The sequence below is a fragment of the Halorubrum rutilum genome (assembly GCF_042665015.1).
GTDB classification, from domain to species: domain Archaea; phylum Halobacteriota; class Halobacteria; order Halobacteriales; family Haloferacaceae; genus Halorubrum; species Halorubrum rutilum.
In genome coordinates this window covers 303,495-319,389 of sequence record NZ_JBHTBL010000008.1, presented here as the reverse complement: position 1 = coordinate 319,389, position 15,895 = coordinate 303,495, and the positions used below count along the sequence as shown (strand labels likewise).

Genomic DNA, 15,895 nt, shown 5'->3' with positions numbered 1-15,895 from the left:
TGCTTGTTTTGATACTAGACATCGCACGAACGATGAGAGGGTAACGCTTGGTTTCGTTTGCGTACAGAACCCGGGCCGAAGTCAGATGGCGACAGCGTTTACCGAACGGGAACGCTCACGGCGCGGGCTCGAAGACGCAGTACACATCTTAACGGGGGAACACAGCCCGCTGAGGAGGTCCATCCCGAGGTCATCGAAGCGATGGCGGAGATCGATATCGACCTCTCTGACCGTGTACCACAAAAAGTCTCGACGACGGGCCTCAATAACGCGACCGTCGCCGCAACGATGGGCTGTTCGACACTGGAACTCGACGCGGACATCGAAGTCCGCGACTGGGTACTCAACGATCCGCACGGACGGTCATCAGAAGAGGTTCGCCGTATCCGAGACGAGATCCGGCAGCGCGTTTCAACGCTCTTCGACGAGTACGCTTCCGAGCAGTAGGCAAGTCTCGTAAACCGACTGTTTCAGACGGGAAATTTGTCCGAGGAACGGGATCTCAGCGGGCCCATCGGTGGGATACGGCCGCCCTGACTCCGTCCGCCTCATTCGACGCGCGCTTCATTTCCGGTCTATGAGGTTCAACGGAGCCGCTCGTTCGAGTCATCCCGTGGATGTCATTCATCGGCCGTATCGGGCGGCCGCTTCGACGGGAGATACAGGTGGACGACGTTCCCTTTCGGCGTTCGGGTGTCGAACATCACTTCGCCGCCGAGGGACTCGATACACCACTTCATCACGAACAGACCGATTCCGGATCCGTGAGACGTGTTCGTGGTCTCGGCCGGTGCGAACAGCGCCTCGATTTCTTCTGGCGGGATCGCCGGATTTGCGTCTTTAATCCGGATCTCGACGCGACCGGTGTTCGGTGAGGGCCCGACCGTTATCTCGACGGTCGGGACCCGTTCGGTGCTGTGAACGATCGCGTTTTCGACCGCGTGTCTGACCGCATACCCGAACGCGTCGTTCACTTCGACCCACATCTCTTCGCGCTCGTCGACGGATATCCTCGCCGCGGGGTACTCGGACCTCGTTCGGGCGGCGACGTCATCGACGATAGCCAGCACGGGCTGCCGGACGTGTTCCGCTCGGGCGTCCGTGATCGCCTGTTCGATCTCTTTCACCGACTCGGCCATACTACCGAGGTTTTCGCCGCGGGAGCGAATCGCAGCGATGCTCTCCGCTATCCCCTCGACTCTACTGTGTGTCGTGATCTGATCCGCATGCCCCAAGATGATCGCCGCCTCGTTTCGGAGGTTATGTCGGAGGATACGCCAGAACAGCTCGGCCCGGTGACGCGATTCGTAGTGATCGGTGATATCCCGGACCTCGACGATGACGCAGTCCCGCTCTGAGAAGCGCTGCTGAGATACATGCAGCTGAAGCCAGATGAGCTCGCCGTCGGCGCGTTTGGCCCGCCAGATGAACCGCTGCGGGTCGCCGTCGGCGCTCGTCCGGAGCCGGTCACGGAACTCGGACGCCGACTGCGGATACGTGTTCGCTGTGTACGTGTCCACCGAGAGCCTGCGTAGCGTATCGAGGGGGTATCCGAGTATCCGTTCCAACCGTTCGTTCGCATCTAGAATATCTCCGGAGCTCGGGTCGTACAGTCCGATACCGAGGTATAGTGTGTCGTATTCCGACGGGAGCGCCACCGACTTTTTTGAGGACATACGACGGGATGAAAGCGAGCGGTACGGCTCTTTACCCTTACTATGAGAGATATATACTCCTCTATCGAACCGGCTAGCGGTCGTGCGGTGCGCTCGTCATTTACTCGCTCCGGTTAGCCCGAATGACGGGGTCTCGGCTACCCGCGGATCCTAACCTACCGACTATCGTTCGTTGCGTCGACCGTCGATCCCCCGTTCGCCTCAGATCCGGGCTCGAAGCGACTATTCGCGCGAGCGGCGGGGAGCCACGCAGGCGGTGCGACGCCGCTCGCCGACCGAGACGTGACGCTGTACTGGAACCGCTTGGGCTCGCCGCCCTGGTCGTACAGGAGTTGAGCCTCTCGAACGACCCCGTCCTCGCCCACGGTCAGATATCCCCGAACGTCGGTCGCGTTCCGGACGGCGACGTCGGTGATCGCGTATCGGATGCGGCGTTCGCCAGCGTTCTCGGTGACCCGGACCGCTCGAAACTCGCCGATCGTCAGAATCCTGGAGACCACCGCCCACATCGAGTCGGCCGCGCGGAACCGGGTCTCGTCGACCGAGCCGTTCGTCGCCTCGAAAGCGGCCTGCCCGTTCCGCCCGCTACGGCTGTGTCGAACGTTCGACTCGACGTAAACGTCGCTCTGACTGACGTCGGCGTACCCGTTGTGCACGTCGAGACGGAACCGGGCCCGCGTCGCGCTCGCTTCGTACTGGTAGTCGGCGTACGCGCCGGGACGGAATCGTTCGAGAGCGACCCCGGACACCGGCTCCGTCCGGAGGAACGCGATCGACTGCCTGCGGGCCGTCGCGATCTCGATCTCCGACCGGGAGAACCCCTCCGGGAACTCGGCGTCGGCGAGCGCCTCGTTGGGGACGGCGGTCGCGTTCGATGTCGGATCCGTCGCCGAGGGGTCCGTTGTCCGGGCGTGGTCGTCGAAGGCGACGCCCCCACACCCTGCGAGAGCGAGGAGAAACACGACCGCGATCGCGGCGGAGATCCTCCGAGACACGTCGTTTTCTCGTGGTCACCGGATAATGAAGCTGTTGACGCCCCGCGCTGCGATCGCCACCGCCGACGCTGCACTAATCTGTCCCCCGATCGGGGGTCGGATCGGAAACGGAGTCATCGGGGGGCAATCCGGGCGACCCGTCCTCAGTCCCCGCTCGATCTGTCGGCCTGGATCCCCTCGCGTGCCCTCTGAATTACCTCGTCGACGCGACCCCAGGCGACCGGCGGGTCGACGGCCGAGAGCGCGTCGTCGAGCTCGTCCAGCCGCTCCTCGAACCGATCGTCCCAGTCCGGACGGTCCGCCAGCGCCGAGGCGCTCGCCGCCGCCTCGTCGCGGATCGATTCGATCCGCGCCTCGACATCGTCCGGGAACGACTTATCCTCGCGCTCCGCCCACTCGCGGAGGCCGGCCGCCTCGGTCCGGAGATCGGCGACGACGACATCGAGGACGCGCGCCTGCACGGCGGCGTCGAACCGCCGCTCCGGGTCGGGGTCATCCGCATTCCGAAGCGACTCGACGGTCTCTTCCAGGGACTCGGCGGACTCTTCCGCGGCCTCGACGTCGTCGACGAGCGCGTCGCGTCGCCGATTGGCCGACCCGAGCCACGCCTCGAACGCTTCGACCTCGGTTTCGAGGTCGTGGGCGACGCGGACGATCCGCTGCGCGTCGGTCGTTATCTCGTGGAGGTCGACAGCGGCCTCGTAGACATCGACCGGCGAGTCGAGGTCGTTCGCCGCGCCCGAAAGCTCCTCGCCGAGCCCCTCGACGTCCGACCGGAGGTCGGCGAGCCGCTCCTCGAAGGCGCGCTGTCGGACCCGAATAATCTCCAGATCCGGGGCGTCGGCGACGGCGTCGTTCGCCTCCTCGACGGTGCGCGTCGCGAGGTCCACCCGCGTCTCGGCGGTGGCGAGTATCTGGGAGACGTCGGTGACGGTCGCCTCGATCGCCTCGGGCGTGACGGTCCCGTCGTCGGTGAACGGGTCGAGCCACGTCCGGACCGACTCCGGGTCTTCACCCGTCCGGTCGGCGACGTCGTCGACGAGCTCGTCGAGGGGGACCTCCGGGGGCGCCGGCTCACTCATACCCCGCCGTTTCCGACGGGGGGTGGTATACTTTCCGTCAGAGTCGATCATTCATGAATTGTTCCCAGCATACCGATATTGCGTAGTATATAGCCGAAAGGGCGGCATATAGAAGGGGTACCGCTACGTGGTCCTCCACCTCCGAATATATCAAAATTATAAGCTGTTTTAGTGAGGCAAGGTGTGGACTCACGTGATGTCAGACCGGAACTGGACTGACGGCGGCGTATCGCGGCGGAAAGTCCTCATCACCTCGGGAGCGCTCGGCACCGCCGGCCTGGCGGGTTGCGGCGGTCAGAGCGAGAGCGGCGACGGCGGCTCCGGCGGATCTGGCGGCGACGGCGGTGACGAAATGGACGACGACTCCGGCAGCGACGGCGACGACGGCGGCTCCGGGCCGAGCACGGCGCTGCTCAACGCGGAGGGCTCCTCGACGGTGTACCCCATCTCGAACACCGGGAGCTCGTACTGGAACTCCAACGCCCCGCCGAGCGACGGCGAGTACTGGGGCGCGAACGATGAGGGCTCGGTCCCCGGCTGGAACGCGCTCGCGTCCGACGGCGCGGACGACATGCTCATCGCCGACTACTTCGCCTCGAAGTTCGGCTTCGAGCCGACCGACCAGCGCTCTTCGCCGCCGTTCCCGACGACGGTCGGCCTGAGTCACTCCGGGACCGGCTGCGAGGCCGTCACCGAGGGGCTCGTCGACATCGGCAACTCCTCCGGACCGATCACGGCCGAGCTCGGCTGGAGCGAGGAGAAGGCCCAGAGCGAGGTCGTCGACAACGTCGTCGGCCGCGACGGGCAGCCGGTCGTCGTCAGCTCCGACGTCGCGGACGCCGGCGTCAGCCAGCTGACGGGCGAGGACATCCGCGGGATCTATCAGGACGAGATCACCAACTGGAACGAGATCGAGGGCGTCGACTACGACCAGGAGATCTACGCCATCGGCCGCGCCGAGGGGTCCGGCACCGACACCTCGTTCCGGCTGAACATGCTCGGCGGGGCCGACGCCGCGATGCCCGGCGTCGACACCCGCTTCGGCCAGAACCAGCAGGTCGCGCAGGCGGTCGCCCAGAACGAGGGCGCCATCGCGTACATGGCGCTGGCGTTCACCGGCGAACAGGTCCAGCCCATCGCGATCGACTTCGACGGCACGCTGTACGAGACCAGCCGCGACGCGGAGAACACGATCTTCGACAGCAGCTACCCGCTCAACCGCGACCTCCACATGTACACCCTCATCGAGGAGAGCAACCCCGACGGCGGCGGGTACGACCGGCGCGAGGCGGCGTTCGTCAACATGTTCCTCAACGAGTTCGGACAGAGCGTCTTCGTCGAGGGGAACAACTACATCCCGCTCCCGACGAGCGACCTCGAATCGATGAAAGAGCAGGTCTCGTCGGTCGCCACCGAGGACCTGCTGACGCCCTGACGACGGGGGACTTCGGTCACGCGCTGTCGGGATCCGCCGCGCTCCCCGAGGGCTCGGCTCCCCTCGGACGCCTGCGCCCCTGTGGCGTTCGGAACCCGCCTTCGACGCAGACGACGTTTCTACGACACACGGAACACACATGCCACTCATCCCAACTCCATGGCACAGGTAACAGACCCCCGAGACGGACGGATCCGGAGCGCGGTCGACGAGCAGGTCCGGCGAACCAGGCGGTTCGTCGACGAGACCGAACCGGCCGCGCTGGCGGTCATCGCGGTGATGGCGCTATCGCTCCTCGGCGCCCTCGTCGGGTTCCTCGCCGTCTCGAACTGGACGATCGTCCCCTTCGCCGCCTTCCTCGCCTCGTCGGCGGTCGGCTGGGTCCGCTATCAGGAGGAGACGGCGTACGTCATCGCGCTGATGATGACCGTGTCGACGATCCTCATCCTCGGCCTGATCATCGTGTTCATCTTCCGGGAGTCGATCCCGGTGATCCGGTACGAGAGCGCGACGGTGTACGGGATCACCGTCCCCGGCCTCCGGATGTTCATCCAGCCGAACTGGGACGCGGTCTCGCCGCCCATCCGGTACTCGATGGTGCCGATGATCCACGGCACGGTGATGGTGACGCTCATCGCGTCCGCCGTCGCCGCGCCGCTCGGCGTCTCCGCGGCGCTGTTCCTCTCGGAGATCGCTCCCGCGACCGTCCGCGAGGTCGTCAAGCCCGGCGTCGAGATCCTCGCCGGCATCCCCTCAATCGTCTACGGGTTCATCGGCTTCACCGTGCTCGGGCCGTGGGCCTCCGACCAGTTCCAGACGACCGGCCAGGGGTCGTACCTCTTCGTCGGCATCGTCGTCGGCCTGATGGCGCTCCCGACCGTCGTCTCCGTCGCGGAGGACGCGCTGAGCAGCGTCCCGGAGTCGATGAAGAGCGGGTCGCTGGCGATGGGGACGACCGACTGGCAGACGATGACCTCGATCACGCTGCCGGCGGCGTTCTCCGGCGTCTCCGCCGCGGTCCTGCTCGGCGTCGGTCGCGCGATCGGCGAGACGATGGCCGCCACGGTGATGCTCCGCGGCGTCCCGCGCCTCACGGAGCCGCTCGTCAACGTCTTCTACGGCCAGGAGACGCTGACCTCGATCATCGCCCGGAACTACGGCGAGGCCGACGGGCTCCAGATGGACGCGCTGTTCGTCGCCGGCGTGATCCTGTTCGTCACCGTCCTCGTCATCTCGATCGGCGCGCAGTACATCGAGTGGCGGATGCACAAGCGGCTGGGGGGTGAGATCTGATGGCGGGAGCGGGCCGGACCGACACGCGGCTGGTCGAGTCGGAGACGACCGAGACGGACGCCGTCGCCGCGGTGGCCGTCGGGCTCTCGGCGGTCCTGTTCGCGCTCGCCGTCGCGGCGATGTTCGAGCGCGTCAGCCTCACCGGGTCGCTGCTCGGAGTCCGGACCGTGACGCTGCTCGGCGGCCTCCTGACGGCGCTCGGCGTCGCGGTGGCCGCCTTCGGCGTCGGGTCGCGGTTCGGCTACGTCGAGACGAATCCGGACCCGAGCGCCGGGCTCGTCGCCGGGTTCGGCGCCGCCGTCCCGTGGGTGCTGATCGGGGGCAGCGTCGCGAGCCAGACGCTCGGCCTCGGCGCGGGAGTCGGCGTCGTCGCCGGGGTCGCTACCGGCGCCGTCGCCTTCGCGCTCACCGTCCTCCCGCGCGAGGACCTCGGATCGACGCTCCCGCTCGGCGCCCTCCTCGCGCTGACGGGGCTCGTCTTCCTGACCGGGATCATCGGTCCGACGTGGACGTGGGAGCTCGGCTGGGAACAGCAGGCCGCGATCACCGCCGAGTTCCTCATCCCCGCGGCGACGCTGTTCACCGCGCTGTACGGCGGGTGGGCGTCGGCGAAGGCGTACGGCGGCTTCGGCGCCCGCGGGCGACACATGGGCGCGTACGTGCTCGTCTACGTGAACGCGCTCTCCATCGTTGCCTTCCTGTTCATCCTCGTCGCCTTCGTGGTCGTTCAGGGAATCCCCGGCCTGCTGAACGGCACCGAGTTCGGACTCGGGAGCGGACCGACGACGTCGATCTTCGGCGTGTCGGTCGCGCTCCCGGTCTCGGTTCCGTTCCTCATGAACGGCGTCGCCCTGTTCAACGACTTCCAGGGCGTGCTGCCGGCGATCGTCGGCACGGTTTGGCTCGTCGTCGGCGCGGTCGTGCTGGCGGTCCCGCTGGGCGTCGGCGCGGCGCTGTTCCTCACCGAGTACGCCGAGCGCGGCCGGTTCACCCAGGTCGTCGAGGTCGCCACCAACGGCCTGTGGAGCACCCCGAGCATCGTCTTCGGGCTGTTCGGGTTCGCCTTCCTCATCCCGCGGTTCGGCAACGGGAAGTCGCTGCTCTCGGGCATGATCACGCTCGGCTTCATGCTGCTGCCGCTCGTGGTCATCACCTCGCGCGAGGCGATGCTCTCAGTTCCCGACGAGTACCGCGACGCGAGCGCCGCCCTCGGCGTGTCGAAGTGGCAGACGATCCGGAGCGTCGTCCTCCCCGCGGCGCTCCCGGGCGTCGTCACCGGCGTCATCCTCGGCGTCGGCCGGATCGCCGGCGAGACGGCGCCGATCCTGCTGACGATGGCCGGCGGGACGTTCGTCCCGGGCTCCCAGACGGCCGACGTCATCGGCGGCTTCCAGTTCACGTCGGCGCCGCCGTTCGTCGCGAACCCGGAGCTCCTCCAGGCCACCTCGGCCCTCCCGTACCAGCTGTACGCGCTGATCACGGCCGGCGTCGGCGCGAGCAGCAACGTCGGCAACGCGGACGAGTTCCGCTGGGCGACGGCGCTCGTGCTGCTCGTCGTCGTCCTCTCCTTCTACGCGATCGGCATCGCGACGCGCTACTACTTCCGGCGGCGGCTCAGACACACCTGATCACCAATGAGCGAGAACACCAACCCACGGACCCAGACGGAACCGCAGACCGAGACCGCGACGACGGAGACCGACCAGCCGCTCACGACGACGACCGGCGAGACGGACGAGCAGGCGCAAGACGAGTGGACCGAGTACGAGTTCGCCGGCGAGGCGAAGATGACCGTCGAGGACCTCGACGTCCACTACGGCGACGACCACGCGCTGAAAGGGGTCTCGATGGAGATTCCTGAAAAGAGCGTCACGGCGCTGATCGGTCCCTCGGGTTGCGGCAAGTCGACGTATCTCCGGTGTCTCAACCGGATGAACGACCGAATCAAGTCGGCGGACGTCGACGGGTCCGTCCGTCTCGACGGCGAGGAGATCTACCAGGACGGCGTCAACCTCGTCGAGCTGCGGAAGCGGGTCGGCATGGTGTTCCAGTCGCCGAACCCCTTCCCGAAGTCGATCCGCGAGAACATCGCGTACGGGCCGAAGAAGCACGGCGACCTCGATACGGGCCTCCTCGCCAGGCTGTTGAACCGGAGCGACGCCGAGGAGCGCGACCGACTCGTCGAGCGGTGCCTCCGCGACGCGGCGCTGTGGGACGAGGTGAGCGACCGGCTCGACGACAACGCGCTCGGGCTCTCCGGCGGGCAGCAGCAGCGGCTCTGTATCGCCCGCTGCCTCTCCGTCGACCCGGAGATCATCCTGATGGACGAGCCCGCGTCGGCGCTCGACCCGATCGCCACGGCGAAGATCGAGGACCTGATCGACGACCTCTCCGAGGAGTACACGGTCGTCATCGTCACCCACAACATGCAGCAGGCCGCGCGGATCTCCGACCAGACCGCGGTGTTCCTCACGGGCGGCGAGCTCGTCGAGTACGGCGAGACGGACCAGGTGTTCGAGAACCCGCGCAGCGAGCGCGTGGAGGACTACATCACGGGGAAGTTCGGGTAATCGCATGCCCCGGGAACGCTATCAGGACTCGCTCGACGAGCTCCGGTCCGACGTGCTCGCGATGGGCGATCGGGTCGTCGAACGGCTCGATGAGGGCCTCGAAGCCATCGAGACCCGCGACGAGTCGCTGGCGCGGGACGTCGTCGACGGCGACGCCGAGATAAACGAGACGTACCTGCGGTTGGAGGACCGCTGCGTCGACCTGTTCGCGCTCCAGCAGCCGGTCGCCGGCGACCTCCGGTTCGTCACCGCCTCGTTCAAGATCATCACCGACCTCGAACGGGTCGGCGACCTCGCCGTCAACCTCGCGAACTACTCGCGGGCCGCGACGCGGACGGTCGCGCCCGACGCGGAGATCGACGCGATCGGGGAGGCGGCGCGCGCGCTTCTCGAACGCAGCCTCGCGGCGTACGCGGCGCGAGACGCCGACGAGTGTCGCGCGATCGCCGAGGCCGACGACGAGGTCGACGCGATGTGTCAGCACGCCAGCGAGAGCGTCACCCGAGACCTGATCGCGCAGAACGACGACGACTCGTGGGCCGCCGAGCGGCTGTTGGACGACGTCTCGCGCGTGCTGCTGACGATCCGAGACCTGGAGCGGGTCGCGGACCACGCCGTGAACATCGCGGCGCGCACCCTGTACATGGTCGAGAACGACCCGGAGCTGCTCTACTGATCATGGAGACGCGAAAGGTTCAGACCGTCGGAAACGGAACGTACACCGTCTCGCTCCCGAAGGCGTGGGCCGAGTCGCACGGCCTCTCCGCCGGCGACGTCGTGACGCTGCACGACCACGTCGACGGGGTGTTGGCGGTCCAAGCGCGGGAGCGAACGCACGACGAGGCGCCGGTCTCCGCCCGGATCGAGTCGAGCGACCCGGCGGTGATCGAGCGCGCGCTGCGGGCGGCGTACGCGGCCGGCGCGCGGGAGGTCGCGATCGAGCGCGACGGGCCGCTCACGCCGGAAGCCCGGCGCGTCGTCGAGCGGGTCGCCCGCGAGCGGATCGGGGTGTCGGTGGCCGCGGAGTCGGAGGCCGCGACGACGGTGCGGATCATGCTGGACTCTGAGGAGGTGTCGGTGAGCCAGTCGCTCCGGCAGCTGGCGTTCACCGTGCGCTCGGTCCACCGCGACGCCGTCGCCGCCCTCGCGTCGCCTCCGGACTCGCCGCCGATCGGCTCCCGGGACGAGCAGGTCGACCGCCTGTCGGCGATGGTCGAACGCTCCGTCTCCTGCGGCATGGCGGACCTTGGTGAGGTCGACTCCCTTGGTAAGAACCGCTCGGAGCTGTTCGAGACGTGGACCGCGATGCGCGAACTGGGCCGCGTCCGCGACGCCGCGGGAGCGATCGGCGACGCGGCGGCGTCCCTCGACGACCCCCCCACGGACGCGAGACTGGAGACGTGTCGCGACGTCGGCGACGCGGTCCGCGAGATCGTGTCCGACGGCGTGGACGTCGTCCTCGGCGACGCGGACGTCGACGCGGCGCGAGACGCCATCGGCGACCTCCGACGGGTCCGAGAGCGCCTCGACGCCTTCGATCGAACGCTGGACGACGCAGAGGGAGACACGGCGGCACTCCGCCGCGTCTCGCGGGGACTGCGCCGAACCGCGGAGTGCGGCGACCGGATCGCGGAGGTCGGGCTCCGCCGCGCGGTCCGTTGCGGGGAGCCGATAGGCGATCCGGAGCCGGAACGGCTGGACTAACGTCGCTGACCCCTCCTGACGTCGCGACGGTCGACCCGCGCCCACGAGGGCTACATAGCGATATAGTCCGCTATTAGAAACGGCTTAACCGGGCGAGCGGCTACGCGTGTTCGAACGCGTCCCCTAACACCACCATATGAGCACGAAACCTCAGTTCGGCGCCGACCTCGAAGCACGTCACGCGCGGTTCGACGTCGATCGGTACGAAGACGTCTACGTCGTCGGAGACGTTCACGGGAGCTTGGACGCTCTCAAGCGGCTCCTCGCGCGGCTCGAATTGAACGACGACGACCTCGTTATCTTCGTCGGCGACCTCGTGCGGAAGGGCCCCGACAGCCCCGGTGTCGTCGACTTCGTCCGCGCGGACCCGCGTCTCGTCAGCGTCCGCGGGAACAACGAACAGAAGATCCTGCGCGGCGACAAGGACCCCGACTGGCTCCGCGAGGGGGACCGGGAGTACTTCGAGTCGCTTCCGATCGCGATCTCGTTCGACGCCGCGCTCGTCGTTCACGGCGGCGTCGACCCCGAACGGTCGCTCGAAGACCACACCGCCGACGAGCTGCTGACGATGCGTTCCCCGCACGGCGACGGGTACGACGGGCCGTTCTGGTACGACGACTACGACGGACCGCACCGCGTCTTCTTCGGTCACACGGTCCACGATCGGCCGGTGGACCGCGAACACGCCGTCGGCCTCGACACCGGCTGCGTCTACGGCGGCGAGCTCACCGCGTACGACTACCGGAACGACGAGTTCCGTACCGTCGCGTCGAAGACCCATCAGGATCGCGCCAGCTCGAAGGTCGTCGACCCCGCCTGAGCGGTCTCACCGGCCTGCGGTCGAGTCCGTCTCCACGGAAGCGGAGCGACGACGACGCCGGCGATTCACTCCTCGTCTCGGTCCTCGGAGTCGTCGTACTCCGCCCGCAGCCGACGGCGCGCCCCGTCCCGCGTCCTGAAGTATCGTCGCTCGCCGTCGGTCGTCCGGACCGCCCAGCCGTACGTGTCGCTATCCGGACGATACCAGCGCTCGGCGTACGCGTCGAAGACGGACGCGTCCCCGCCGTCCGAACGCGGTCGCCCACCGTCGTCATCGGGAGCGATCTCGTCGGGGTCCGCGGAGTCAGCGTCCGGCTCCTCCTCTCCGACGTCCTCGACGAGCAGTTCCTCCTCGACGAGGTCCGGATCGACCGCTATCCCGGGTCCGTACCCGCGGTCGAGGGCCGTCTCCGTGGCCGCCATCAGCGCCTCTTGGACATCTCGTACTGGTCCGTCGTCGGCCGGGGCCCGTTCGTAACTCCCGTCGCTCCCCATCACCCACCGACGGCGGTTGTCGCTCAGAGAGGCCTCCAGGATGAACCGGAGCTGCTCTCGGAGCTCCGTGGCCTCGACGGGGGCGACCGCCTCGACGCGATAATCGAGGTTACGAGTCATCCAATCGGCCGACCCAATATACCACCGGGGTTCACCCCCGTTCTCGAAATAGAATATCCGGGCATGTTCGAGGAAGCGGCCGACGATCGAATGCACAGTGACGTTATCGCTTACCCCCTCGATACCGGGTCGGAGCCGACAGATGTCCCGGACGATCAGGTCGATCTCGACCCCGGCCATCGAGGCCCGGTACAGCTCCTCGACCATCGAGGGGTCTTCGAGCCCGTTCACCTTCACCACGATTCGCGCCCGCCGACCGGCCCGGGCGTGCTCGGCCTCTCGCCTGACCATCTCGGTGAACCGCTCCCGCATCGTGACGGGCGCGATCAGGAGCTTCCGGAAGCGGTCGTCGAGCGTCGGTCCGGTGAAGAAGTTGAACACCTTCGTGAGGTCGAACCCGATATCCCGGTCGGCGGTCAACAGCCCCAGGTCCGAGTACCCCTTCGCCGTCCCCGAGTGGTAGTTACCGGTGCCGACGTGCGAGTAGAGCTCGACGCCGTCGTCCTCCTGTCGAACGACGAGCGCCGTCTTGGTGTGCGTCTTCAGCCCCACGGTCCCGTAGGCGACGTGGATCCCCTCCTCTTCGAGCTGTCGGACCCATTCGAGGTTGTTCCGCTCGTCGAACCGGGCCTTGAGCTCGACCATCACCGCCACCTGTTTCCCGTTGTCGGCGGCGTCGATGAGGCTCTGGATCACCTTCGAGTCGCTCGCGGTCCGATAGATCGCGGCCTTCACCGCGAGCACGTCGGGGTCGTTCGCCGCCGCGTGAAGGAACCGCTGGACCGTCCCTTCGAAGGAGTGATACGGGTGATGCGCGAGGATATCGCCCGCTCGAATCTCTTCGAAGATATCGTTCGTCCCGTCTTGGCCGTCACTCGTCACCGATCCCAGTCGAGGATGTGGTTTCGGGGTCCATTCCGGGGGCTTGAGGTCGGGACGGTCGAGATCGACGAGCTCGAAGAAGTCCTCGAAGTCGATCGGACCGCTCCGGTGGAACACCTCGCTGTCGTCCACTTCGAGCTGTGTCTTCAGGATCGAGAGCGACTCCTCGGGCATGTCGTCGTCGACCTCCAGGCGGACGACCGTCGCGAAGCGACGCTGTTCGAGGACTTCCTCAACCATGTCGATGAGGTCCTCGGCCACCTCCTCGTCGCGCCGCACCTCGGCGTTCCGGGTGACCTTGAACTTGGACACGTCGCTGATCTCGAGGTCGGGGAGCAGGAGGTCGAGATTGGCCTCGATGAGGTCCTCGATGAGAACGTACTGCCCGCCCGCGTTGGGAACGGTTACGAGCCGGGGCTGGTTCGGCGGGATCTTGATCCGAGTGAACGTCGGCTCGTCGGTGTCGTTCGACGAGAGCACCGCGAGCGAGAGCGAGAGGTTCGAGATGAACGGAAACGGGTGCGCCGGATCGAACGCGAGCGGCGTCAGGGTGGGTAGGATGGACTCCTCGAAGTGGGTGCTCAGCTTTTCCTGTGTGTCCGCCTGCAACTCGTCGGGGGTGCGGATCTCGATCCCCTCGTCCGCGAGCGCCGGTCGCAGGACGGTCCGCCAGTACTCCGACTGCTCTCGAAAGAGCGGCCGCGCTTTCTCGAGCACCTCGGTCCACTGCTGTTCTGGCGTCCGGCCGTCCGCCGTCGTCTCGGTCACGCCGGCGTCGATCTGCTGTTTGAGACCGCCGACGCGTTTCATGAAGAACTCGTCCGTGTTCTTCGTAAAGAACGCGAGGAACCTGAGCCGTTCGAGCGGCGGGTTCCGCTCGTCCATCCCCTCGCGAAGGACGCGCTCCTGGAACGCGAGCTCGGAGAGCTCCCGATTGAGGTAGTAGTCGGGGTCGGTCAGATTGCGTTCACTCACCGCGACGCCCTCCAAGCGATACGCGGCCGTTTGAATCGGTCCCGGAGTCCGCGAGGTGTAACCTGCCTCGTCGTCTCGATTCACGCCGGATAGCTGTCGTCGGGTGCACGCCCAGCGGTCGCTCCGCGACCCTCACTGCGAGGGTCCCTCCTTGGAGGCGGAGCGGGGCGAGCCGGTCTCGACGGCCGGGTCGGACGACGACCCGACCCCGTCGCTCCCGAACTCGTGGCCACTGACCGCGTCGTCCGGGATCCCCGCCGCGTCGCGGTCCGTCCACTCGTCGACGGGAAGCCGTTGATACTCCTCCGGGGAGACGATCACTTCGACGGCGTTTGCGGCCACCGCGTGCTTCCGAATCGCGGCCTTCGACTCAATGAGTTCGTGTTCGATCAGGTGGCGCTTTGCGGTCGCACGAAGGGATCGCTTCGAAACCTCGGCCCGCTTACTTCTGATCGCCAGCACGGCGTCGCATACCGGACAGGCGAGGAGTACGGCACGTGGCATAATTACGCCCACAGAGCGCGGGTACAAGAATCCCGATTTATACTGGTATGTTCAGATATATAGGACTCTGATCAACAAATACGGATATCTCGCGTCTCGAAAACGCGGCTGCCGAGCAGGCCGGTGAACGCGTCGAGTCTCGTCGACGGGTGGTGCCCCGATCCCGCCCATCCCCGCCTCACTCCGCGTCCGCCGGTTCCGACAGCAGCTCGTCGAACAGCGCGCCGACGCGGCCCTCGATCTCGTCGCGGATCGCGCGCACGTCCTCGATCGGACGCTCGTGCGGGTCGTCGAGCCCCCAGTCGCGGCTCTCGCCGTTCCACGTCGCCGGGCAGACGTCCGACGCCGAACAGCCCATCGTGACGACGAGGTCGACCGCGCGCAGCTCCTCGGGCGTCACCTCTCGCGGCGTCCGACCGCCGAGGTCGATGTCCACCTCCCTCATCGCCTCGACGACGACGCCGTGAACGCGGTCGGCGGGCCGCGTCCCGCCGGTGACGATCTCGACCCGATCGCCCGCGTTACGACGGTCGAGCTCGCGCGCCGCGAACGCCGCCGCCATCTGGCTCCGTCCCGCGTTCTGCACGCAGACGAACGCGACCCGGTGGTCCGGTCGACCGTTGTGGTTGCTCACGAGTCGGTATCCGGGGGATACCACTATAACCGTTACTCGGGACCGCTCCCGAGCGTTACGGGGCGTTACCGAGCGCTACCGAGCGTTACCGAGCCCCGACGCGGTTCGGGGCGAGCGCGACCGGCGCCGCGGCGACGCGCTCGTCCCCGCGCGGCCGCGAACCCCCGATCGCGTCCGTCGCGGCGCCGACCCGCGTTTCGAGCGGGCGAGAAACCGCGTCCGGCTACTTCCGTCCGGCGTGCGTCCCGCTACTGTATGACACGGTACCAAGCGCTGCTCGGCACCGACATGGACGACGCCGCCGTCGACGAGTTCCTGACGGAGATCGGCGTCGGCGTGCTCTCGATGAGCGCCGACGGGGTTCCCTACGGCGTGCCGCTGTCGTTCGGCTACGACGGCGACGACACGCTGTACTTCGCCTTCCTCGGCGGGACCGACGAGCTCCGGAAGGCGACGTACGCGGCGCAGTCCGAGGTCGCGAGCTTCGCCGCGTTCGACGTCGATCCCGACGGGTCGTGGCGGAGCGCGATCGTCGCCGGCCCGATCGACCGCATCGCGCCGGGGGAGTGGGACGCCGCGCGCGAGGCGATGGCGGACAACGCCTATCAGGCGACCCATCTCACCGAGTACGAGTTCCGGGAGGACCCGAACGTCTGGGCGCTCGAAGCCCGCGACCGGGCCGGCCGCGCCGTCGGGCGGGGGTGACGCTCG

At 67.4% G+C, this 15,895-nt stretch carries 14 protein-coding genes and 1 pseudogene; 9 read left to right on the top strand and 6 right to left on the bottom strand.

The genetic code is table 11. The features are described 5' to 3' along the window. Window positions 1-85 precede the first annotated feature (85 nt). Window positions 86-447, top strand: a pseudogene (locus ACFQMF_RS10795) (arsenate-mycothiol transferase ArsC). A gap of 173 nt (window positions 448-620) precedes the next feature. On the opposite strand, the gene ACFQMF_RS10790 reads toward ACFQMF_RS10795, so the two are convergent. The 3 genes from ACFQMF_RS10790 to ACFQMF_RS10780 all read right to left on the bottom strand — a co-directional run bounded on the left by ACFQMF_RS10790 (window position 621) and on the right by ACFQMF_RS10780 (window position 3,753). Then, window positions 621-1,676, bottom strand: coding sequence for a PAS domain-containing sensor histidine kinase (locus tag ACFQMF_RS10790; protein WP_256409249.1), 1,056 nt, complete (start codon window positions 1,674-1,676; stop codon window positions 621-623). A 155-nt stretch (window positions 1,677-1,831) separates the two neighbouring features. Next, window positions 1,832-2,671, bottom strand: a complete 840-nt coding sequence (locus ACFQMF_RS10785) for a hypothetical protein (RefSeq protein ID WP_256409248.1) — start codon at window positions 2,669-2,671, stop codon at window positions 1,832-1,834. 143 nt (window positions 2,672-2,814) lie between these two features. Further along, window positions 2,815-3,753, bottom strand: coding sequence for a coiled-coil domain-containing protein (locus ACFQMF_RS10780; protein WP_256409247.1), 939 nt, complete (start codon window positions 3,751-3,753; stop codon window positions 2,815-2,817). A 196-nt stretch (window positions 3,754-3,949) separates the two neighbouring features. Between ACFQMF_RS10780 and ACFQMF_RS10775 the strand changes: the two genes are divergently transcribed. The 7 genes from ACFQMF_RS10775 (at window position 3,950) to ACFQMF_RS10745 (ending at window position 11,575) form a co-directional block, all read left to right on the top strand. Beyond that, on the top strand, window positions 3,950-5,188 hold the full coding sequence (locus ACFQMF_RS10775) for a PstS family phosphate ABC transporter substrate-binding protein (RefSeq protein WP_256409246.1): 1,239 nt from the start codon (window positions 3,950-3,952) through the stop codon (window positions 5,186-5,188). 159 nt (window positions 5,189-5,347) lie between these two features. Beyond that, window positions 5,348-6,481 carry a phosphate ABC transporter permease subunit PstC gene (gene pstC / locus ACFQMF_RS10770; RefSeq protein ID WP_256409245.1) on the top strand — a complete coding sequence of 378 codons (1,134 nt, stop codon included), beginning with the start codon at window positions 5,348-5,350 and terminating at the stop codon, window positions 6,479-6,481. Continuing rightward, window positions 6,481-8,109: a phosphate ABC transporter permease PstA gene (pstA, locus tag ACFQMF_RS10765; RefSeq protein ID WP_256409244.1), complete on the top strand. Its 1,629-nt coding sequence runs from the start codon at window positions 6,481-6,483 to the stop codon at window positions 8,107-8,109. Before pstC ends, pstA begins: the two co-directional genes overlap by 1 nt. A 6-nt stretch (window positions 8,110-8,115) precedes the next feature. Then, a complete protein-coding gene (gene pstB, locus ACFQMF_RS10760; RefSeq protein WP_256409243.1) occupies window positions 8,116-9,051 on the top strand; it encodes a phosphate ABC transporter ATP-binding protein PstB in 936 nt (311 codons plus the stop codon). Between the two features lie 4 nt (window positions 9,052-9,055). Next, window positions 9,056-9,727, top strand: a complete 672-nt coding sequence (gene phoU, locus ACFQMF_RS10755) for a phosphate signaling complex protein PhoU (RefSeq protein WP_256409242.1) — start codon at window positions 9,056-9,058, stop codon at window positions 9,725-9,727. A 2-nt stretch (window positions 9,728-9,729) separates the two neighbouring features. After that, window positions 9,730-10,755 (top strand): AbrB/MazE/SpoVT family DNA-binding domain-containing protein, encoded by a 1,026-nt coding sequence (locus tag ACFQMF_RS10750; protein ID WP_256409241.1) that lies wholly within the window; start codon window positions 9,730-9,732, stop codon window positions 10,753-10,755. Between the two features lie 136 nt (window positions 10,756-10,891). Further along, complete coding sequence (locus ACFQMF_RS10745) at window positions 10,892-11,575, top strand: metallophosphoesterase family protein (protein ID WP_256409240.1); 684 nt, start codon at window positions 10,892-10,894, stop codon at window positions 11,573-11,575. A 65-nt stretch (window positions 11,576-11,640) separates the two neighbouring features. Here the strand turns inward: ACFQMF_RS10745 and ppk1 are convergent, their stop codons facing one another. The 3 genes from ppk1 to ACFQMF_RS10730 all read right to left on the bottom strand — a co-directional run bounded on the left by ppk1 (window position 11,641) and on the right by ACFQMF_RS10730 (window position 15,184). Further along, complete coding sequence (ppk1, locus tag ACFQMF_RS10740) at window positions 11,641-14,046, bottom strand: polyphosphate kinase 1 (protein ID WP_256409239.1); 2,406 nt, start codon at window positions 14,044-14,046, stop codon at window positions 11,641-11,643. 132 nt (window positions 14,047-14,178) lie between these two features. Further along, window positions 14,179-14,550: a hypothetical protein gene (locus tag ACFQMF_RS10735; protein ID WP_256409238.1), complete on the bottom strand. Its 372-nt coding sequence runs from the start codon at window positions 14,548-14,550 to the stop codon at window positions 14,179-14,181. Between the two features lie 178 nt (window positions 14,551-14,728). Then, window positions 14,729-15,184: an arsenate reductase/protein-tyrosine-phosphatase family protein gene (locus ACFQMF_RS10730; RefSeq protein ID WP_256409237.1), complete on the bottom strand. Its 456-nt coding sequence runs from the start codon at window positions 15,182-15,184 to the stop codon at window positions 14,729-14,731. Between the two features lie 255 nt (window positions 15,185-15,439). On the opposite strand from ACFQMF_RS10730, the gene ACFQMF_RS10725 reads away from it, so the two are divergent. Then, window positions 15,440-15,889 carry a pyridoxamine 5'-phosphate oxidase family protein gene (locus ACFQMF_RS10725; RefSeq protein ID WP_256409236.1) on the top strand — a complete coding sequence of 150 codons (450 nt, stop codon included), beginning with the start codon at window positions 15,440-15,442 and terminating at the stop codon, window positions 15,887-15,889. Window positions 15,890-15,895 lie beyond the last annotated feature (6 nt).